The sequence below is a fragment of the Actinomadura sp. KC06 genome, from assembly GCF_004348735.1.
Lineage (GTDB): Bacteria > Actinomycetota > Actinomycetes > Streptosporangiales > Streptosporangiaceae > Spirillospora.
The window spans coordinates 1-17740 of sequence record NZ_SMKT01000078.1 but is presented as its reverse complement, the minus strand read 5'-3'; the positions used below and the strand labels follow the sequence as shown (position 1 = coordinate 17740).

Genomic DNA, 17740 nt, shown 5'->3' with positions numbered 1-17740 from the left:
GTTCTTGCCCTCGGGCATGGTCGTCGCCGAGTAGATGGTCCCGGTCCAGCCTTCGACCTTCGTCCGGACGGCCTCCGGCAGCTCAGCCCAATGCATCCGTTCGACTGCCATCAGGGTCCTGTTCTCTATGTCGAGACGATGCCGCCGGGTCGGTGCGGGGCGGGTCGACGAGTTCGATGCCGATGGCGACGACGCCCAGGGCTTCCCGTTCGGGCGGGTAGATCTGCCGGATGTTCGCGAGCTGCTCGTCCCGGGTGGCCAGAGGATTGACCGAGGTGACGGCCTCGTGGTCGAACATTTCCTCGAAGCTGGTGTAGCGGGCAATTCGGGTGACCCGAGTGAGGATCTGATCGCCTTGGCAGCGGAACCGGATCAGCGAGCCTTCCTTGATCTTCTTGCGGCTGGAGTCGTTGACGCGGATCTCGGTGGTCTTGCGGCCAGTGGCGATCAGGTCGAAATAGCGCTTGTAGATGCCCATTTCGTGGGCGCGGACGGGCAGGGTGCCGGGTCGTGCGGTCATAAGGCGGCCGAGTTCCTTGACGGTGAACGAGCGGAAGAAGTGCTTGGGATCGGTAAGTAACCGGCCGACGAGCCAGACGAGTGAATCGACGTAGTTGTCGAGTTCGCCGGGCCAGGTAGTGGTGTCGAGCATCCAGGGCTCGACGTCGGCGGGCAGGTCGTCTTTGCCCTGTCCGCGCAGGAGCGACTTGGACAGCTTCGCTCCGGTCGGCGCGAGGACCTGTGGGGTGAAGATCCGCATCGGCATTTGCGCGGCAGGGGTGCCCAGCGCGCCCAGCGCGCCGTCGACAAGCTGGCAGCCGAAGGCCCAGTCGCCGCCCTTCATCATCACGTGCAAGACGTCGCGGTCGCGGCCGAATGCGCGTTCTTTGACCAGGTTGCGATAGAGAGTGGCCAGGTCGAGGTAGGGCTGATCGTCCTCGGGGTCGACGTGGCTCTCATAGGGGCCGTGGTCCAGGCAGACTGCGGTGAATGTGGCACCGTCCTCGTCGAGCCGGACCAGTTTGGTCCGGTCGGCGCGTTTCTCCGCCCAGCCGCAGTCGGGGCAGGGAATGCGGATGTGGACGGTGCCGTGCGAGGGCGCCATCCACCACCGAATGTCCTCCAGCCGTTCCAGGGTGCGCAGGAACTCCGCCCGGAACCCCGGCCTTGCCTGTTGGCCGCTGTAAGTCTCCACCGCGTAGTCGGTGTCGGTGGCCTCGGACAGCGAGTCGAAGAACTCGACATAGTAGGTGTCGATCAGTTCGGAGATCTTGTCCTTGCCCAGGGCATGGATGTAAGTCTGTTGGTAGGCGTGATGAGTTTCGGGGTCGAGTACGACGTCGTGTGGGGCGTTGTCCAGTGCCCCGAAGCGCACCATCGTGTCGATGGAGAACTCGCGGCGGGCGATCTCGGCTAGCAGGAAAGCGGCGGTCTGGACCAGGTTGGTGCCGAGATGCGGAGCTCCGTTGATCTGGGTGCCGACCACGAACTCGATCCGTGCCGGCCGGGTCGCCAGCACGCGCGGCCTGAGGAGGTCGATGGCGCGCAGCAGGGCGTTGGCCAGGACGCTGTTCGGCGAGATCAACAACGTCGACTGCCCGTTGCGGGGCAATGAGATCACACTCCCCGACTCGGTTTGGGCAGGCGCAGGTTGGCGCAGATGAAGTCCAGCCGCGCGGCGGCAGAGTCGGGAGCGACGAACACCGGCTCGTAACCGGCGTCGTAGTAACCCTGCACGATTAGCTCGTGGACCCGGCGGATCTCGCGATCCTTGGCCCAGACGATGTCATCGGGGTCTTCGAAGGTGTCCAGCGGGTCCAGCACGAAGATCGCGTCGTAGCGGTAGCGCTGGGTCGCCTCCTCCAGCCGGGGGGTCGGCTTGAGCCCGAAGAAGCCTTCCCAGCCGTAGCCATCGGGGATGCCGCGGTTGTAGAACCTGATCCCGCTGGTGTGCGCGGTGTATTCGGTGATGAACGCCTCCAGCACTTCTAGGGAGTATTCGCGCCGGTCCTCGCGGCGCAGGTGCCGTCCGAGCCGTTCGCGGTGCTTGCGGTAGATCTCCCGACCGGGCTCCTCCTGCATGCAGGGGATGCCGGCGGCGTGGATCCGCTCGATCAGGTCGTCCTTGCCCGACGACGGGCCGCCGGTGATGACATAGCGGCGTGACGGGCCGTCGGCTGCGGCCTCGATCGCCGCCGCAAGCGGGTTTGTCGTTGTCACTGAGCCGATCCGTTCTCGTCGATGGCGGTGGGATGCGGGTCTTTGCCGAGCAAACCGTCCGCCCAGGTCCTAGCCAGCCCGGTTTCGTCGTGCAGGGCGTGGACGAACTGGTCACGGCTGGCGCCACCGGCGGCGGCCTCGGTCAGCCGGGACGCCTGCGACTCGGTCAGCTCCGGCGTCCAGCCGGCCAGGGCGAGTAGGTCGTCGACCGAGGTGTCGGATTCCGGGGCGTAGTCGGTGGGGTAGCCGATCGCCTCGGCGCGGGCGGCAGCCCAGCGCCAGGCCGCGGTCACCGCCGCGTGGATCAGGTCGATCCGGTTTGCGCGGAGGCTGATCAACCGCTCGACGGCGATCAGTTCGGCACGAGCGGCGTAGAGGGCTGACCACAAACGAGCCAGCTGTTCCTCGTGTTCGGTGACCTCCCAGGCGAACGGATCGGCCGGGACAGGCTGGCGGAGGGTGACCGGGGCCAGCCGGGGGGCGATCATCGGTGTGCGGGTGAACCGGTCGGCGTCGGCCAGCAACTCCCAGGCGATCTTCTCGATGAGCTTGGGCTCGACCCGCTTGCGGAAGTGGTGGACCTCGTGGCCGGCCTGCTCGGCTGCGAGGTCTCGCCGTGCGGTGAGGTTCAACCCCGGCTCGGCCGGTGGCAGCCCGAACAGCACCCTGGCCGCCGGGGCGTAGCGCGTGTCGGGAAACCGGGCCAGCAGCCCGCGCAGGGTTCCGTCCAGCGCCGCGGTGCGACTGGCGATGTCAGCGGGATCGACCGCCCTGGCCACGACCCCGCGCAGGTCCAGCAGGGCGGCGTCCGCCCTGGCCGGGGTGACCGGCAGCCCGCGCCGCAGCAGGCGCGTGACCGCCGCGACCACCTCTCCCTCGCCTGGGCTCTTTGTGGGCATGCTCTTAGCAAAACACAATGCCCAGAAAAAGCCCAACGAACGGCCGGGTCGGGACTCGAGTCTTGCGATCGCGACCGGGTGGGCAGCCTCGCGACTCGGTGGCCCTGGACGAGTTCCCGGTTCCTACTTCGTAGCGGCGTGAGAGGAGCCGACCGCCTGGCCCCCTCCCCTCCTCCGCTCCCATGCCTCAACGCTGTAGGTGGGTGAGGAGTGCGGTGAAGCACTGGCGGGTGAGGGTTGAGGTGTGCGGTGGTGGGAGCTTACTGTCAGGGGCCGTTCTGTCTCCTCCCGCGACCTCGGCTAGGAGGGCGGTGCAGGAGTGATGATCACGAGTCGGCCTGCTTCGATGTGTTCAAGGACTTCGGGAAGTCTGACGTCCTGGGCCATGATGACCACATTGTCGCGGACGGGGATGTGGCCGTCCGGGTCGGCGTTCTCCACGCAGTCGTTCTCGACGGCGCCGCTGTGGGAGCTCTTGCGCCAGCGTGGTGGGGTGTTCATGGCTTCGATGTCAGGTGGGTGAGGAGCGCGGCGAAGGTTTGGTGGGTGAGGGCGAGGTGGCCGGTGTGGGGTGACTTGCTGTCGCGGATGGCGATGTGGCCGTTGAGGTTGGCAAGTTCGACGCAATTGCCTTCGTTGGCCCCGCTGTGGGTGCTCTTGCGCCAGAGAACCGGAGTTTTCATGGCTTCGCTGTCAGGTTGGTGAGGAGCGTGGCGAAGGCTTGACGGGTGAGTGCGATATGGCCCGTGTGGGGTGACTTGCTGTCGCGGATGGCGATGTGGTCATCGAAGTCAGCAATCTCGACACAATTGCTTTCGTGAGCGCCACTGTGGGTGCTCTTGTGCCAGTGCACCCGGGGCGGTACGGGGGTGTTCATGATTGCGACGCTATCTCGTCGATGAGTTCCAGCGAAGCGGTTCTGCTCAGTGTTACCGAGAGCAGCAGCTTGAAGATCTCCTCATGTGACGCGACCTCGTTCTCGTCCTCCACGAAGATGCTCTTGGTGAGTTGGTCGCTCACGGAGACGGTGAGACGCCCAGGCGGGCGCAGGGAGATGAGGAGGCACGGGGTGATGAGCGCGAGATATTCGCTAGCCGTGCGCGGGAGGACACGCAGGTGTATGTGATCGAGCCGGGCGGCTTGAGCCAGCCGCCGGATCTGGGCACGCAGGATTGCGGGATCGCCGCCGACCCGGTTGTAGAGGACTGACTCCGCGATGATTGGGACGTAGCGGGGCGGATCCGGACGGCTTAACACGTGCTGGCGGGACTGCCGGAAATTGACCAGCATCTTGACGTGGCGCGGGTGTGTAGCGGGCCCGACAGCGATGATCTTGCTGGTGTAGTCCGGAATCTGGAGCAAGCCGGGGATGAAGTTCGACTCGAAGTTGCGGATCTCGGCGGCGTCCTCTTCCAGGCTGGCCAGGTCGAGCGCTGCGGCGGAGATCCTGTCCTCATATGCCCGTTCCCACTTGCCGAGTTTTGGGTGGCGAGGTGGAGGAGGGACTCGCGGAGGGGGCCGTCTTTGATGGCGTAGAAGTCGAGGAGGGCGCTTAGTTCGTTTGGGGCGATGGTCTGGAGGCCGTTTTCGACCATGCTCAGCCAGCCTTGGGAGCGGCCGAAGCGGCCGGCGGCGGTGGCGACGGTCAGGTTGCGGTGGTCGCGGGCTTTGCGGAGCGCCGAGCCGATCCGGCGCTGGCGAACGGTGGGGGCGTTCCCGGAAGGCATCTCTCCAGGGTGTCACCGAGGGTAGTTATCCGTACACGCATTGAACGTTCAGTCGGGAAACGTTCAGGGCGGGTGACGCGAACGCATCGGGCGGCGAATGTGGCGGGCGTTTCCGAATCGAAAGGAGGCGCAGGATGGGAGCGCCCGAGATGTGTTGGACCCGGCCGGGCGAGGACGGGGCCGCGGTGGTGGGTCGGCGGGGTGTGTCGTGGGTGGCGCGGTGATGAGCGGTGGGCTCGTCGTGGTCGGGACGCTCACGCTTCCGGATGTGCGGAGGTCCGTCGCGTATGCGCGGCGGTTCGTCCGGGACATGGTGCCGCAGGACCATCCGCTGCTGGACGACCTGGTGACGGTCGGGAGCGAGGCCGTCTGCAACGCGATCACCCACACGGACTCGGGCGACGGCGGCCGGGTGACCGTCAGCCTGCTGGCTGGACGGGGCGTCTACCGGCTGGAGGTCTCCGACGACGGTGCGGGCGGCAGGCGTCCGCATGTCAAGGCCGAGACCCTTGCCGAAGGCGGACGCGGGTTGCGGGTCGTGGAAGCCCTGTCTGAGAGCTGGGGATTCCGGACGGACGGCCCCCGCACCGTCGTATGGGCGGAACTCCGGTCAGGGGAGAACTCGTCCGGAAACTCCGACAGGGGGTTGTCGCGGGCCTCCACGACGCTGGTGTCGGCAGCGATTGAAGGAGGAAATCGATGACTGTTCCCGCGTTCAACACCGTCACGTGGTTCCAGGTCGGCACCGACGCGCCCGACGAGGCCCGCCGCTTCTACGGCGACATGTTCGGCTGGAAGTTCGCGCTCGACCCGGACTCGGACGGCTACGACCTCGTCACCTACCCGGGCGGCGACGCGCCGAGCGGCGGCATCTCGCACGAGCCCGACGCGTCCCGCAACCACGCGATGTTCCTGGTCATGGTCGAGGACGTCGACGCCACCTGCGCGCAGACGGAGAAGAACGGCGGCAAGGTCGCGGAGCCCACGATGACGACGGCCAACGGTCTCAAGTTCGCCTACCTGGAGGACCCCACGGGCAACCGCTTCGGCGTCTTCACGCCCCCGCCCGTCTCCTGACCCCGGACGCGGAAAGGGCCCCGAGATCCCCGGGGCCCTTCCGTCACGCCGAAGGCGCCTTGGCGTCGCACCGCCGCCCGGCTGATCGCGGCCTACACCTCCGCGATCATCCCGGGCCGGGTCAGCTCTCGCCGCCGGTGTTGCTCTCCGCGCTGCCGGCGCCGCCCGCGAACACGTCGCCGACGTCCTCGTTCAGCCGGTAGCGCTCGATCGCCTGCTGCAGCGTCTCCGGCTTGACCTCGCCGTGCCGGGCGAGCCGGGTCAGGACCGCGAGGACGATCGACGCCGCGTCCACGTGGAAGAACCGGCGGGCGGCGGCGCGGGTGTCGGAGAAGCCGAACCCGTCGGTGCCGAGCGTGGTGAAGTCCGCGTGGACCCAGGGGGCGATCTGGTCGGGGACGGCGCGCATGAAGTCCGACACCGCGACGATCGGCCCGGCGACGTTGTCGAGCCTCTGGGTGACGTACGGGACGCGCTGGTCGGACTCGGGGTTCAGCAGGTTCCACTCGTCGCAGTCGCGGGCCTCGCGGGCCAGCTCGTTCCACGAGGTGGCCGACCACACGTCCGCGGCGACGCCCCAGTCCTCGGCGAGGAGCCGCTGCGCCTCCAGGGCCCAGCGGCCGCCGACGCCGGACGCCAGGATCTGCGCCCGGGGCGCCTCGCCGTTGCCCGAGGTGACCTCGGGCGCGGTCTTGTACCGGTACAGGCCCCTGAGGAGGCCGTCGACGTCGAGTTCTTCGGGCTCGACCGGCTGCTGGTACGGCTCGTTGTAGACGGTGAGGTAGTAGAAGACGTCCTCGCCGTTCGGGTGATCTTCGGAGGTTCCGTACATGCGGCGCAGCGCGTCCTGGACGATGTGCGCCAGCTCGAACGCCCACGTCGGGTCGTAGTGGACGCACGCCGGGTTCGTCGCGGCGAGCAGCGGGGAGTGCCCGTCGGCGTGCTGCAGGCCCTCGCCGGTCAGGGTGGTGCGCCCGGCGGTGGCGCCGAGCAGGAACCCGCGGCCCATCTGGTCGCCGAGCGCCCACATCTGGTCGCCGGTCCGCTGGAACCCGAACATCGAGTAGAAGATGTAGACGGGGATCATGTGCTCGCCATGCGTGGCGTATGCGGTCCCGGCGGCGATGGTGGACGCCATCGACCCGGCCTCGCTGATGCCCTCGTGCAGCATCTGCCCGCTCTCCGACTCCTTGTAGGAGAGCAGCAGCTTGCGGTCGACGGCCTCGTACGTCTGGCCGTGCGGCGAGTAGATCTTGGACGTGGGGAACAGCGAGTCCATGCCGAACGTGCGGTACTCGTCCGGGGCGATCGGGACGAACCGGGCGCCGATGTTCTCGTCCTTGATCAGGTCCTTGAGCAGCCGGACGAACGCCATGGTCGTGGCGATGTTCTGCTTGCCGGAGTCCTTCTTCAGCTCGCTGTAGACCGGGTCGCCGGGCAGTTTCAGCGGCTTGGCGCGTACTACGCGTTTCGGTACGAACCCGCCGAGGGCGGCGCGGCGCTCGCGCATGTACTGGATCTCGTCGGAGTCCTCGCCCGGGTGGTAGTAGGGCGGGAGCGGCGCCTCCAGCGCGGAGTCGGGGATGTCGAGGTAGAGCCGGTCGCGGAACTCCTTCAGCTCGGCCTTGGTGAGCTTCTTCATCTGGTGGGTGGCGTTGCGGGCCTCGAAGTCGGAGCCGAGCGTCCAGCCCTTGATGGTGTGCGCGAGGATCACGGTCGGCTGCCCGACGTGCTCGCGGGCCGCCTTGAACGCCGCGTACACCTTGCGGTAGTCGTGCCCGCCGCGCGACAGCTTGCGCAGCTCGTCGTCCGACAGATGCTGGACGATCTTGCGCAGCCGCGGGTCGGCGCCGAAGAACTTCTCCCGGATGTACTCGCCGGACTCGACGCTGAACGTCTGGAACTGGCCGTCCGGAGTGGTGTTCATCTGGTTGACGAGGACGCCGTCGACGTCCTGGGCGAGCAGCGGGTCCCAGTCGCGGCCCCAGATGACCTTGATGACGTTCCACCCCGCGCCGCGGAAGAACGACTCCAGCTCCTGGATGATCTTCCCGTTGCCGCGGACGGGCCCGTCCAGCTGCTGGAGGTTGCAGTTGACGACGAAGGTGAGGTTGTCGAGCTCCTCGCGGGCGGCGAGGCCGATCGCGCCCAGCGACTCGGGCTCGGACATCTCGCCGTCGCCGAGGAACGCCCACACGTGCGACCGGGACGTGTCCTTGATCTTGCGGTTGTAGAGGTAGCGGTTGAACCGGGCCTGGTAGACCGAGTCGATCGCCGTCAGGCCCATCGAGACGGTGGGGAACTCCCAGAAGTCCGGCATGAGCCGCGGGTGCGGATAGGACGACAGGCCGCCGCCCGGGTGCGAGTGCTCCTGCCGGAACCCGTCGAGCTTGTCGCCCGGGAGCCGTCCCTCCAGGTAGGCGCGGGCGTAGATGCCCGGCGAGGCGTGCCCCTGGATGAACACCTGGTCGCCGGACTCGCCGTGGTCCTTGCCGCGGAAGAAGTGGTTGAAGCCGACCTCGTACAGCGAGGCGGCGGAGGCGTAGGTGGCGATGTGCCCGCCGACGCCGATGTCGGGGCGGTTCGCCCGCGACACCATGATCGCCGCGTTCCACCGGATGTAGGCGCGGATGCGCCGCTCCACGTGCTCGTCGCCGGGGAACCAGGGCTCGTGCTCCGGCGGGATCGTGTTGATGAAGTCGGTGCTGCGCAGGCCGGGCACGCCCACCTGCAGCTCCCGCGCCCTCTCCAGGAGCCGGAGCATCACGTAGCGCGCCCTGCCGCGTCCCTCGGTCTTGATGACCGTGTCCAGCGACTCCAGCCACTCCCGGGTCTCGTCCGGGTTGATGTCGGGCAGCTGGCTCGGCAGCCCGTCGCTGATGATCGAAAAGCGTTGACGTCCGGAAGCCACGGGGTCCCCTCTGTCCTTACCGTCTTTGCTGGTGGGACCGGTCGCCGCAGTGCGGCGGGCCGCCGGTCCCCGGCCGACTGTTCGTCGCCTCGGTATCTGATCCATCGTCGCCGCTAATGACGGCTAACGCATCTCTACCAGTCGGTAACCATTCTCCCCGGCGGACCGGGGTACCGACCTGGGCGCCGCCCGGTTTTTCCCGGATCGGGGAAGATTCCCCTCGACGGCGGGCGGGGAACGTATGAGGCTGGGAACAACGGCACCACATGCCCGGCACGGTCCGTCCCGGTGGCGGACGAACGAGCTTGGGGGAGTGATGAACGGACAAGTCGGAGACCGGCTGCACGTTCACGGCAACGTCGTGGGCCAGGCAGACCGGACGGGCGAGATCATCGAAGTGCGCGGCCCGGAGGGCGGCCCGCCGTTCGTGGTGCGGTTCGACGACGGCCACGAGACGCTGGTCTATCCCGGACCGGACGCGGTGATCGAGCCCAGGGAAGAACTGTCGCGCTAGCCCGGACGCGCGGCCGCGAGCCCGGATGCGTGGCCGCGTGATCGGCCCGGCGCGGAGCGGAGGTTCCGTCCGGCGCCGGATGCGTCCGGGCGCGCGGATCGGGTAGACACGGGACCATGGAAAGCACCGTGGTCCGGGTGACCACCGGTACGCGCGAGGCCGTGCACGACATCACGGCCGAATGCGAGCGGTTCGCCGCGGCGGCGGGCGGCGACGGGTTGCTGCACGTCTTCGTCCCGCACGCCACCGCCGGCGTGGCGATCCTCGAACTCGGGTCGGGCAGCGACGACGACCTCCTCGCCGCCCTCGGCGACCTGCTCCCGGCTGACGACCGCTGGCGGCACGCGCACGGGTCGCGGGGGCACGGCCGGTCGCACGTCATGCCCGCGCTCGTCCCGCCCTATGCGACGCTTCCGGTGGTCGGCGGGCGGCTCGCGCTGGGCACATGGCAGTCGGTGGCCCTGGTCGACCTCAATGTGGACAACCCGGATCGCCAGGTACGCCTGTCTTTCCTTAAAGGATGAGCGAAACGATCCGATGCCGCCCCCTCGCGGGGCATGGGCATGACGCAGGAGTTGTCACTTTCCGTGGACGCGCGGTTACTGTGATCCCCGTAATCGGGCCAATGAGGCCACCAAAAGCCGGGAAGACACTTGCGCTAGGGGCCCTCACTTGTGTGGACTGTCCGGCAAACACCGCACAGGTGCGGGCGGGCCACCCGTCCCGGGGGCCGGAATGCGAATGCACGACACCGTGCGGACGACGACAATGGGAGGACTTTCGTGAGCGCGACCGCGGGTCAGGCGCAGTCTGAGCGCAGCCTGGCCGAACGGCTCGGCCTGAAGGCGGGCCAGGTGGTGCAGGAGATCGGCTACGACGACGACGTCGACGAGGAGCTCCGGGAATCCGTCGAGGCCGTCACGGGGAACGAGCTGGTCGACGAGGACTACGACGACGTGGTCGACGTCGTGCTGCTGTGGTGGCGCGAGGAGGACGGCGACCTGTTCGAGGGCCTGACCGACGCGATGATCCCGCTCACCGGCGGCGGCGACATCTGGCTGCTGACGCCGAAGGCGGGCCGCGACGGCCATGTGGAGCCGAGCGACATCGGCGAGGCCGCGCAGACGGCCGGCCTGTCGCAGACCAGCAGCGTCAGCGCCGCGAAGGAGTGGTCCGGGACGCGGCTGGTCGCGCCCAAGGTCCGCAAGTAGGCGGGCGCACTCGGCGGAACGCCCCGGTTCGGTCGCCCGAAGTCCGGCGGGCGCCGCGGGGTGGCAGACTGGGCCCGTCCCCCACGCCCGTGGGGGGCGGGCGTACCCCGCCGCGGGCGGAGACCGAATCCTGGGAGAGGCATTGGCGGTTGAGGTAGGCGACGTCGCACCCGACTTCGAACTGAAGGACCAGCACGGCACTCCGGTGAAGCTGTCCGGCTTCCGGGCCGACGGCCAGGGCGGTCAGGGCGGACGGGGCAAGAACGTCGTCCTGGTGTTCTATCCGCTGGCGTTCAGCGGCGTCTGCACGGGCGAGCTGTGCCAGATCCGGGACGAGCTGCCCACCCTGGGCGACGCCGACGACGTCCAGGTCCTCGCGGTGTCGGTCGACTCGATGTTCGCGCTGCGCGCCTGGGCCGACCAGGAGAAGTACCAGTTCCCGCTGCTGGCCGACTTCTGGCCGCACGGCGGGACGGCGCAGCGCTACGGCGTGTTCGACGAGACCAAGGGGCTGGCCCTGCGCGGCACCTTCGTCATCGACACCGAGGGCGTGGTCCGCTGGAAGGTCGTGAACGCGATCCCGGACGCACGCGACATCGACGAGTACCGCAAGGCGCTCGCCGGTATCTGAGCGAAACGGACCGGTCCGATGGCCGGAACCGGTCCCCGCACCTCTGGAGGTGTGATGCCCTGCTTTCGCTGCGGGGCGCGGCAGACCGACCCCGTGCGGGGCGCGAGCCCGTGGAAGCGCGGGGTGCGGGCGGACCGCCAGGTCCTGATCTGCCCCGGCTGCCAGTCCGCCCGCGACGCGGTCGACGAGCTCGACCGCTGCGCGGCGTGCGGCTCGGCGGCGCTGGTGTGCCGCCTCGGCGAGGTCGAGTGCCGCGACTGCGGGCACACCCGCGAGGCCGTCCCCGCCGATCTGGTCCATTCCGGCGCGCCGCCCGGCCCGCCCGCCGCGTCCGGCGACGGCGATCTCTCCGCGGAGGTGGCCGCCGCGCTGAACCGCGTACTGCGCCGGGGCCCGGCCACGTGACCGCACCGGGCCCGGCCACGTAACCGCGCACTGACCAATTCCGGTCGTCCGGACCGCCGCATTTGGGACTTGACGCGGCATTTTGCCCGCTGGCACGCTGCGCGGATGCCGATCGTGCTGATGCGCCTGGTCAACCGGATCACCGGGCGCTCCTGGCGGGCGCCCGCGCTCGTCCTCCTCGCCGCGTTCCTGACCGGCTGGCTGCTGATCGCGCTGTTCGAGGAGCCCGGCGCCGACATCAAGCGGCCGGACCAGTACATCTGGTACTTCCTCGTCAGCGGCACGACCACCGGCTACGGCGACCTGTACCCGGAGTCGGTCGGCGGCCGGATCGGCGGCGTGATCATCATTGTGGCAGGGCTCACCGCGGGGCTGGTGATGTTCGCCGAGCTGACGCTCTGGATGGGAAGAGGACGGACCATGAGGGCCAACGGCCAGGCGCAGCTGCACAAGAAGCAGCACATCGTGATGGTCGGCTACGACCGGGACGGCCTGCGGGCCATCATCGGCCAGCTCCGCGCCGACCCTGAGTTCGCCAAGACGCCCGTCGTCACGATCTTCTGGCCGGGCGAGCTGACGGGGGAGAACCCCGATCCCGGCCTGTACGACGTGGTGGCCTTCGACGACACCGCCTACGAGCGCGCGTGCCTGGAGGCGGCCCGCACCGCCGTCGTCGTCGGCCGCTCCGACGACGAGACCGTCCGGGTGATGCTGGGCGTGTCCGCCTACCTGCGGCGCAAGGACGTGTCGTCCGTGCACCTGCTGGCCGGCGTGCACGACGGCGGCCGCCGCGCGGAGATCACCGAGGCGCTGAGCCTGATCAGCCCGGACATCGAGCCGGTCGACATCGACGACCCCGCCGTCGTCGCGGTCGCGGTCCGGAACCCGGGCGTCGCCGCGATCTACCACAACCTGGCCAGCACGCTGGACTCGGACGGCACCCTCTACCGCGTGGACGTCCCGGCGGACGCGGGCGAGTGGTCCCGCATCGACCTCGCCGTCTTCCTGCTGCGCCGCGGCAGCACCCTGCTGGCGGTCGGCGAGTCGCACCGCCCCAACGCCCGCTTCCGCCTCACCGCGACGCCGGACGAGCGGATCCGGGGCGGCCAGTCCCTCGCCGTGGTGGCGCCGTGCCGTCCCGACATCCCCTGGCACGAGCTGTGACAGGGCCGGGAGGGCGCCGGCGCGCCCGCCGAGGCGCCCTCCCGGCGACCGCGTCGCGCGCGGCCCGGGACACGGGTCCGGGACCCCGGGGCCTCCCCGCGCGCGTGCGGGGCCTATGCCACGACCTCATCAGCCTCCGCCGCGACCGTGCAACACGGTGTCCAGGACCTTGAACGAGATGCCGGCCTTGACCAGCCGGTCGATGAGCGCGTCGCCCATCGCGGCGGCGGTCGTGACCTGCCCGGCGGTGTCCGGAAGGTCGTCGTGGACGAGGCACAGTGCCGACTCGCCGAGCATCTTCGCCGTCTCGCCGTAGCCGGGATCGCCGCCCGCGACCTCGGTGACGACGCGCCTGCCGCCGCCCTCGCCCACGAACTTCACGCTGAACCAGTTGCGCGCGCGCCGCTCCTCGGACGGCCCGTCACCCGGCTTGCGGAGCCGCAGCAGCAGGTTGCGGGTGGGCGGCAGCGAGGAGAGGACGAGCAGGCCCCCGGCGCCCGCCGCCAGCCCGGCCACTCCCGCGAGCCGCTTGACGGCGACGTAGTGCCCGTAGCTGAAGTCGGGGCCGTAGCGGTCGAGCGCCGCCGCCGACCGGATCACGATCTGCGGGTCGATGGAGGGGAGCGGGAGCGTCCAGCCGTCCCCGATCCGGGCCTTCGGGGCAGGACGCCGCGAGACGCGTACCCTCCGCCCGGCGGGCCGCTCTTCCATCCGGCGGCGTTCGCGTTCGGCGCGCTTCATGCCGATGGGGTCTCCGAAGATCCCGATCGCGGAGTGCAGCGTGCCGCCGGACGCGTCCCCGCGCCCCCGCAGGAACCCCTCGACGTGCAGCGGGACGCCCTCGGGGAGCTGCTTCACCGTGAAGTAGGCGCCGAGGTCGTGCGGGATCGAGTCGAACCCGCAGGCGTGCACGATCCGCGCGCCGCTGCGGACGGCGTCGTCGTGGTACTTCACGTACATGCGGTCGACGAACGTGGGCTCGCCGGTCAGGTCGACGTAGTCGGTGCCGGCCCTCGCGCACGCCGCGACGAGGGGCTCGCCGTGCTCGGTGTACGGGCCGACCGTCGTGATGACGACCCGCGCCGCGTTCGCGACCTCCTCGATCGAGGCGGCGTCGGTGGTGTCGGCGTGCAGCAGCGGCAGGTCGGCGCACGCGGGGTTCAGCTTCTCCAGCCGGTCGCGGACGGCCCGCAGCTTGGCGCGGTTGCGCCCGGCGAGGGCCCACCGCGTGCCGGGATCGGCGTGCTCGGCGAGGTAGTCCGCGGTCAGGGCGCCGGTGAAGCCGGTGGCGCCGAACAGGACGATGTCGTACGCGCGGTCGGCGGTCATGCGCATGCCCCTTCCCAGGTCTCCGAACTAGATTCTGTATCCAATGCCGCGGGTTGCGCACGCCAAGGCGGAGATGTGAGCGACCGCACTCGTCTAGGGTTGCTCGGATGAGGAGGATGGTGCTCTCGTGACCGGGCTCGCCGTGGCGATGGACGTCGTCGCCGTGGGCTTCTTCGCGTGGTTCGTGGCCCTGGTGACCCGCGGCCGGACCGTGCCCGCCGCCGACGGGGGCGGCCAGTCCGTCGCGATGCTCCTCATCGCCGTCAGCCTGGGCCTGCTGTCGGTCTCCCTGTGGAGCCTTCCCTAGCGACGTCGTGCGCCTTCCCGGCACCGCGTCCGGCACCGCGCCGGGCACCGCTTCGGGTGCCGCGCCTTCCCGCGCCGGGCGCGGCGTCTCTCGGGTGACCGGCGTCACAGGCGATCCGGGGATTGGCCTCCGCATGTCCTACTGTTGTGACGACGACATGGAGATGTGGGGGAGAAGTTGCTGAACCCTGAGGACCTGTACGAGCTCGACGCCGACCTGCCGCCGATGACGGGTCCGGTGCTGCTGCACAGCCTCGACGGCTTCGTGGACGCCGGGTCCACCGGTCAGCTCGTGCGCGAGCACCTCCTCGAGGCGCTGGAGCACCGCGTCGTCGCCCGCTTCGACGTCGACTCGCTGATCGACTACAGGGCCCGCCGCCCGCCGATGACGTTCGACCGCGACCACTGGGCGTCCTACGAGGCGCCCGAGCTGGTGGTGCGGCTCCTCCGCGACGACGCCGGCAGCCCGTTCCTGATGCTGTCCGGGCCGGAGCCGGACCGGCTCTGGGAGGGCTTCACCGCGTCCGTCCTGCACCTGATCAAGCGGCTCGGCATCGGGCTCGTCATCGGCTTCCACGGCATCCCGATGGGCGTCCCGCACACCCGCCCGGTCGGCATCACCTCGCACGCGACGCGGCCCGAGCTGGTCACCCGGAACTCGTGGTTCGACAAGGTCCAGGTTCCGGGCAGCGTCGCCGGGCTGCTGGAGCTGCGGCTCGGGGAGGCGGGCCACGACGCCGTCGGGCTCGCCGTGCACGTCCCGCACTACCTCGCGCAGTCGGCCTACCCGGCCGCCGCCGTCGCCGCGCTGGATGCCGTCGTCGACGCCACCGGCCTGGTGCTGCCCGTCGAGCCGCTCCGCGAGGCCGCCGCCGCGACCGACGCCGACATCGCCGAGCAGGTGGACGGCAACGACGAGGTGGAGAAGGTCGTCCGTGCCCTGGAGCAGCAGTACGACGCGTTCGCAGGGGCCGCCGAGCGCGACAGCCTCCTCGCCGAGTCGCAGGACATGCCGACCGCGGACGAGCTCGGCGCGCAGTTCGAACGCTTCCTCGCCGAGCAGGACGGCCCCGACGCGCAGTCCTAGGACCGGCGCTTCGGCGGGGCCGGGCCGTGGACATATCCCGGTCGCCGGTGGGTAGGCGAGCCCCCGAGAGGGGAGGCTCGCTCATGGCCCAGAAGGTGAACGAGGTGATGACGCCGGTGCCCGTGGCGGTGTCCCCGGACACGCCGCTGGCGCAGGTCGGGGACCTCATGCGGCAGCACGGCATCGGCGACGTCCTCGTCGTCCACGAGGGGCGGCTCCGGGGCCTGGTGACCGATCGCGACATCGTCGTCCGCGCCGTCGCCGTCCAGAAGGACATGTCCACGGCCGTCGCCGACATCTGCAGCACCAACATCGTCACCGTCGCGCCGGACGCCGACGCCGACGTCGCCGTCCAGCTCATGCGGCGGCACGCGGTACGCCGTATCCCGGTCGTGGACGGCGACCGCCCGATCGGGATGGTCTCGATCGGGGACCTCGCCGTCCAGCGCGACGAACGATCGGCCCTCGCCGACATCAGCGCGGAACCGCCCAATACGTGACCGCATTGAGCCCGCCGGGCGCCGAGTGGTTCAATCGGCGTCCGTGATGCGCGACGTCATCGTCGTGGGCGCCGGTCCCGCCGGATCCGCAGTCGCCCGCCACCTCGCCCGGTCCGGCCTGGACGTCCTCGTCCTGGAGAAGACGTCCTTCCCGCGCGAGAAGATCTGCGGCGACGGCCTGACGCCGCGGGCCGTCCAGGAACTCCGGACGCTCGGCATCGATCTCACCGGGCCCGGCTGGTTCCCCAACAAGGGCGTCCGCCTCATCGGCGCCGGCCGCCGCCTCGAACTCCCCTGGCCGGACGGCCACGGCCTCACCCGGACCCGCGCCGACCTCGACGAGCTTCTCGCCCGGGGCGCCGCGGCCGCCGGCGCCGACCTCCGGGAGAACACCAAGGTCACCGCCCCGCTCCAGGCGAACGGACGGGTCACCGGCGTCCGCACGTCCGACGACGCCGAGCACAAGGCCCGCCTGGTCATCGCCGCGGACGGGGCATCGTCCCGGCTCGGCGTCGCCCTCGGCCTGCGGGCGCGCCGCGACCGTCCGATCGGCATCGCGGGCCGCCGCTACTTCCGCAGCCCCCGCCACGACGACGACCACCTCGAATGCTGGCTCGACCTGGCCCCGGCCGGCTACGGCTGGGTGTTCGGCATGGGCGACGGCACCTGCAACGTCGGCGTGGCGCTGCTCCGCGGCGAGCACCCCGACTACCACCGGCTCCTCTCCCGCTGGCTCGCCCCGCTCCCGCCGTCGTGGGGGTTCACCGAGGAGAACGCCGTCGGGCCCGTCCGCGGCGCCGCGCTGCCCATGGGGTTCAGCCGCCAGCCGCACTACCTGCCGGGGCTGCTCCTCGTCGGCGACTCCGGCGGCATGGTCAACCCGTCCAACGGCGAGGGCATCGCGTACGCGCTCGAAGCGGCCCGCATCGCCGCCGACGTGATCACGACCGCGTTCTCGTCGGCGTTCCCGGAGCGGGTCCTGCGGAAGTATCCGTCCGCCATCAAGCACGCCAACGGCGGTTCGTTCACCCTCGGCCGCGCCTTCACCCGCGCCATCGACGACCCGCGGATCATGCGCCTGGCGACCCGGCAGGGCCTGTCCCATCCGGCCCTGATGCGCTTCGCGCTCAAGATCGTCGGCGGGCTCCCGGCCCCCGCCGCCCCGACCGCGGCCGACCGGCTCGCCGCCGCCCTGACCCGCATCACCCCGGCCTCCTGACCATGCCGCCACAGACAAGGACTGTTCGGGCATGGCCAAGAGCCCAGGCCGGACGAGACGCTGGACTTGCTCGAAAAACGGAGGGCAGCACATGAGCGAGGCTTACGACATCATCAAGGCCCACTACGCGGCGTCCGACCGCGGCGACCTGGACGGCATGGTCGAGGCGTTCGCCGACGACATCGCCTGGACGGAGATGGCCGGGTTCCCCTACGCGGGCACCTATGTGGGCACCGACGCGATCAAGGCCGGGGTGTTCGGTCGGCTCGGCCAGGACTGGAAGGGCTTCCGCGCCGACGCCGAGGAACTGATCGACGGCGGCGACGGGACGGTCGTCGCGATCGGCCACTACTCCGGCACCTACCGCGCGACGGGACAGGCGATGCGCGTCCGGTTCGTCCATGTGTGGCGGGTGCGGGACGGTGCGATCACGGGCTTCGAGCAGTTCTGCGACACGCACCTCGTCCGGCAGGCCATGGTCTGAGCGGAGCGAACCGGGGGGTGTGGGGGGTCGTCCCCCCACAGGAAGCGGGTCTGAGC

22 protein-coding genes are annotated in these 17740 nt (G+C 70.0%); 13 read left to right on the top strand and 9 right to left on the bottom strand.

The features are described from left to right. Positions 1-82 precede the first annotated feature (82 nt). From E1287_RS45800 to E1287_RS45795, 7 genes are all read right to left on the bottom strand, one after another. The gene (locus E1287_RS45800; protein WP_243719392.1) at positions 83-1621 is read right to left on the bottom strand and encodes an ASCH domain-containing protein; all 1539 of its coding nucleotides are present in this window, start codon (positions 1619-1621) and stop codon (positions 83-85) included. Then, a complete protein-coding gene (locus E1287_RS24000; RefSeq protein WP_165969159.1) occupies positions 1618-2220 on the bottom strand; it encodes an ATP-binding protein in 603 nt (200 codons plus the stop codon). Before E1287_RS24000 ends, E1287_RS45800 begins: the two co-directional genes overlap by 4 nt. Beyond that, a complete protein-coding gene (locus E1287_RS23995; protein WP_131967308.1) occupies positions 2217-3119 on the bottom strand; it encodes a hypothetical protein in 903 nt (300 codons plus the stop codon). The genes E1287_RS24000 and E1287_RS23995 overlap by 4 nt, the downstream gene beginning before the upstream one ends. A 300-nt stretch (positions 3120-3419) precedes the next feature. Further along, on the bottom strand, positions 3420-3620 hold the full coding sequence (locus E1287_RS23990) for a DUF397 domain-containing protein (protein WP_131967307.1): 201 nt from the start codon (positions 3618-3620) through the stop codon (positions 3420-3422). Then, positions 3617-3802, bottom strand: a complete 186-nt coding sequence (locus E1287_RS23985) for a DUF397 domain-containing protein (RefSeq protein WP_131967306.1) — start codon at positions 3800-3802, stop codon at positions 3617-3619. The genes E1287_RS23990 and E1287_RS23985 overlap by 4 nt, the downstream gene beginning before the upstream one ends. Beyond that, on the bottom strand, positions 3799-3996 hold the full coding sequence (locus E1287_RS23980) for a DUF397 domain-containing protein (RefSeq protein ID WP_131967305.1): 198 nt from the start codon (positions 3994-3996) through the stop codon (positions 3799-3801). Before E1287_RS23980 ends, E1287_RS23985 begins: the two co-directional genes overlap by 4 nt. Next, positions 3993-4862 (bottom strand): DUF5753 domain-containing protein, encoded by an 870-nt coding sequence (locus E1287_RS45795; RefSeq protein WP_243719390.1) that lies wholly within the window; start codon positions 4860-4862, stop codon positions 3993-3995. Before E1287_RS45795 ends, E1287_RS23980 begins: the two co-directional genes overlap by 4 nt. A 207-nt stretch (positions 4863-5069) precedes the next feature. Here E1287_RS45795 and E1287_RS23965 point away from each other — a divergent pair, with 207 nt between their 5' ends. Together E1287_RS23965 and E1287_RS23960 are read left to right on the top strand one after the other, a co-directional pair. Next, positions 5070-5549 carry an ATP-binding protein gene (locus E1287_RS23965; protein ID WP_165969158.1) on the top strand — a complete coding sequence of 160 codons (480 nt, stop codon included), beginning with the start codon at positions 5070-5072 and terminating at the stop codon, positions 5547-5549. Then, on the top strand, positions 5546-5923 hold the full coding sequence (locus E1287_RS23960) for a VOC family protein (protein ID WP_131967301.1): 378 nt from the start codon (positions 5546-5548) through the stop codon (positions 5921-5923). Before E1287_RS23965 ends, E1287_RS23960 begins: the two co-directional genes overlap by 4 nt. 121 nt (positions 5924-6044) lie before the next feature. Here E1287_RS23960 and aceE read toward each other — a convergent pair whose 3' ends face one another. Then, positions 6045-8834 carry a pyruvate dehydrogenase (acetyl-transferring), homodimeric type gene (aceE, locus tag E1287_RS23955; protein ID WP_131967300.1) on the bottom strand — a complete coding sequence of 930 codons (2790 nt, stop codon included), beginning with the start codon at positions 8832-8834 and terminating at the stop codon, positions 6045-6047. Positions 8835-9150: 316 nt separating this feature from the next. Between aceE and E1287_RS23950 the strand changes: the two genes are divergently transcribed. The 6 genes from E1287_RS23950 to E1287_RS23925 all read left to right on the top strand — a co-directional run bounded on the left by E1287_RS23950 (position 9151) and on the right by E1287_RS23925 (position 12759). Then, positions 9151-9348, top strand: coding sequence for a DUF1918 domain-containing protein (locus E1287_RS23950; RefSeq protein WP_131967299.1), 198 nt, complete (start codon positions 9151-9153; stop codon positions 9346-9348). Between the two features lie 116 nt (positions 9349-9464). Next, a complete protein-coding gene (locus tag E1287_RS23945) occupies positions 9465-9872 on the top strand; it encodes a secondary thiamine-phosphate synthase enzyme YjbQ (RefSeq protein ID WP_131967298.1) in 408 nt (135 codons plus the stop codon). Positions 9873-10130: 258 nt separating this feature from the next. Then, positions 10131-10559, top strand: a complete 429-nt coding sequence (locus tag E1287_RS23940) for a DUF3052 domain-containing protein (RefSeq protein WP_131967297.1) — start codon at positions 10131-10133, stop codon at positions 10557-10559. Between the two features lie 142 nt (positions 10560-10701). Beyond that, the gene (locus E1287_RS23935) at positions 10702-11190 is read left to right on the top strand and encodes a peroxiredoxin (RefSeq protein ID WP_131967296.1); all 489 of its coding nucleotides are present in this window, start codon (positions 10702-10704) and stop codon (positions 11188-11190) included. A gap of 54 nt (positions 11191-11244) precedes the next feature. Continuing rightward, complete coding sequence (locus E1287_RS23930) at positions 11245-11595, top strand: hypothetical protein (protein WP_131967295.1); 351 nt, start codon at positions 11245-11247, stop codon at positions 11593-11595. A gap of 105 nt (positions 11596-11700) precedes the next feature. Continuing rightward, complete coding sequence (locus E1287_RS23925) at positions 11701-12759, top strand: ion channel (protein ID WP_131967294.1); 1059 nt, start codon at positions 11701-11703, stop codon at positions 12757-12759. A gap of 129 nt (positions 12760-12888) precedes the next feature. Here E1287_RS23925 and E1287_RS23920 read toward each other — a convergent pair whose 3' ends face one another. Continuing rightward, positions 12889-14088 carry a saccharopine dehydrogenase NADP-binding domain-containing protein gene (locus tag E1287_RS23920; protein WP_131967293.1) on the bottom strand — a complete coding sequence of 400 codons (1200 nt, stop codon included), beginning with the start codon at positions 14086-14088 and terminating at the stop codon, positions 12889-12891. A gap of 127 nt (positions 14089-14215) precedes the next feature. Between E1287_RS23920 and E1287_RS23915 the strand changes: the two genes are divergently transcribed. The 5 genes from E1287_RS23915 to E1287_RS23895 all read left to right on the top strand — a co-directional run bounded on the left by E1287_RS23915 (position 14216) and on the right by E1287_RS23895 (position 17684). After that, positions 14216-14395 (top strand): hypothetical protein, encoded by a 180-nt coding sequence (locus E1287_RS23915; protein ID WP_131967292.1) that lies wholly within the window; start codon positions 14216-14218, stop codon positions 14393-14395. Positions 14396-14572: 177 nt separating this feature from the next. Further along, positions 14573-15481, top strand: coding sequence for a PAC2 family protein (locus tag E1287_RS23910; protein WP_207934418.1), 909 nt, complete (start codon positions 14573-14575; stop codon positions 15479-15481). Between the two features lie 83 nt (positions 15482-15564). Beyond that, positions 15565-15981, top strand: coding sequence for a CBS domain-containing protein (locus E1287_RS23905; RefSeq protein ID WP_131967291.1), 417 nt, complete (start codon positions 15565-15567; stop codon positions 15979-15981). A gap of 46 nt (positions 15982-16027) precedes the next feature. Beyond that, on the top strand, positions 16028-17200 hold the full coding sequence (locus E1287_RS23900) for a geranylgeranyl reductase family protein (protein ID WP_131967328.1): 1173 nt from the start codon (positions 16028-16030) through the stop codon (positions 17198-17200). Positions 17201-17291: 91 nt separating this feature from the next. After that, positions 17292-17684: a nuclear transport factor 2 family protein gene (locus E1287_RS23895; RefSeq protein WP_131967290.1), complete on the top strand. Its 393-nt coding sequence runs from the start codon at positions 17292-17294 to the stop codon at positions 17682-17684. Positions 17685-17740: the final 56 nt, after the last annotated feature.

Excerpts from the sequence above, each read along its gene's own strand:
- E1287_RS23995 (WP_131967308.1), bottom strand. The coding sequence starts at position 3,119 with ATGCCCACAAAGAGCCCAGGCGAGGGAGAGGTGGTCGCGGCGGTCACG.
- E1287_RS23990 (WP_131967307.1), bottom strand. The coding sequence starts at position 3,620 with ATGAACACCCCACCACGCTGGCGCAAGAGCTCCCACAGCGGCGCCGTC.
- E1287_RS23985 (WP_131967306.1), bottom strand. The coding sequence starts at position 3,802 with ATGAAAACTCCGGTTCTCTGGCGCAAGAGCACCCACAGCGGGGCCAAC.
- E1287_RS23980 (WP_131967305.1), bottom strand. The coding sequence starts at position 3,996 with ATGAACACCCCCGTACCGCCCCGGGTGCACTGGCACAAGAGCACCCAC.
- E1287_RS23965 (WP_165969158.1), top strand. The coding sequence starts at position 5,070 with ATGAGCGGTGGGCTCGTCGTGGTCGGGACGCTCACGCTTCCGGATGTG.
- E1287_RS23960 (WP_131967301.1), top strand. The coding sequence starts at position 5,546 with ATGACTGTTCCCGCGTTCAACACCGTCACGTGGTTCCAGGTCGGCACC.
- E1287_RS23950 (WP_131967299.1), top strand. The coding sequence starts at position 9,151 with ATGAACGGACAAGTCGGAGACCGGCTGCACGTTCACGGCAACGTCGTG.
- E1287_RS23945 (WP_131967298.1), top strand. The coding sequence starts at position 9,465 with ATGGAAAGCACCGTGGTCCGGGTGACCACCGGTACGCGCGAGGCCGTG.
- E1287_RS23930 (WP_131967295.1), top strand. The coding sequence starts at position 11,245 with ATGCCCTGCTTTCGCTGCGGGGCGCGGCAGACCGACCCCGTGCGGGGC.
- E1287_RS23925 (WP_131967294.1), top strand. The coding sequence starts at position 11,701 with ATGCCGATCGTGCTGATGCGCCTGGTCAACCGGATCACCGGGCGCTCC.
- E1287_RS23920 (WP_131967293.1), bottom strand. The coding sequence starts at position 14,088 with ATGACCGCCGACCGCGCGTACGACATCGTCCTGTTCGGCGCCACCGGC.
- E1287_RS23905 (WP_131967291.1), top strand. The coding sequence starts at position 15,565 with ATGGCCCAGAAGGTGAACGAGGTGATGACGCCGGTGCCCGTGGCGGTG.
- E1287_RS23900 (WP_131967328.1), top strand. The coding sequence starts at position 16,028 with ATGCGCGACGTCATCGTCGTGGGCGCCGGTCCCGCCGGATCCGCAGTC.
- E1287_RS23895 (WP_131967290.1), top strand. The coding sequence starts at position 17,292 with ATGAGCGAGGCTTACGACATCATCAAGGCCCACTACGCGGCGTCCGAC.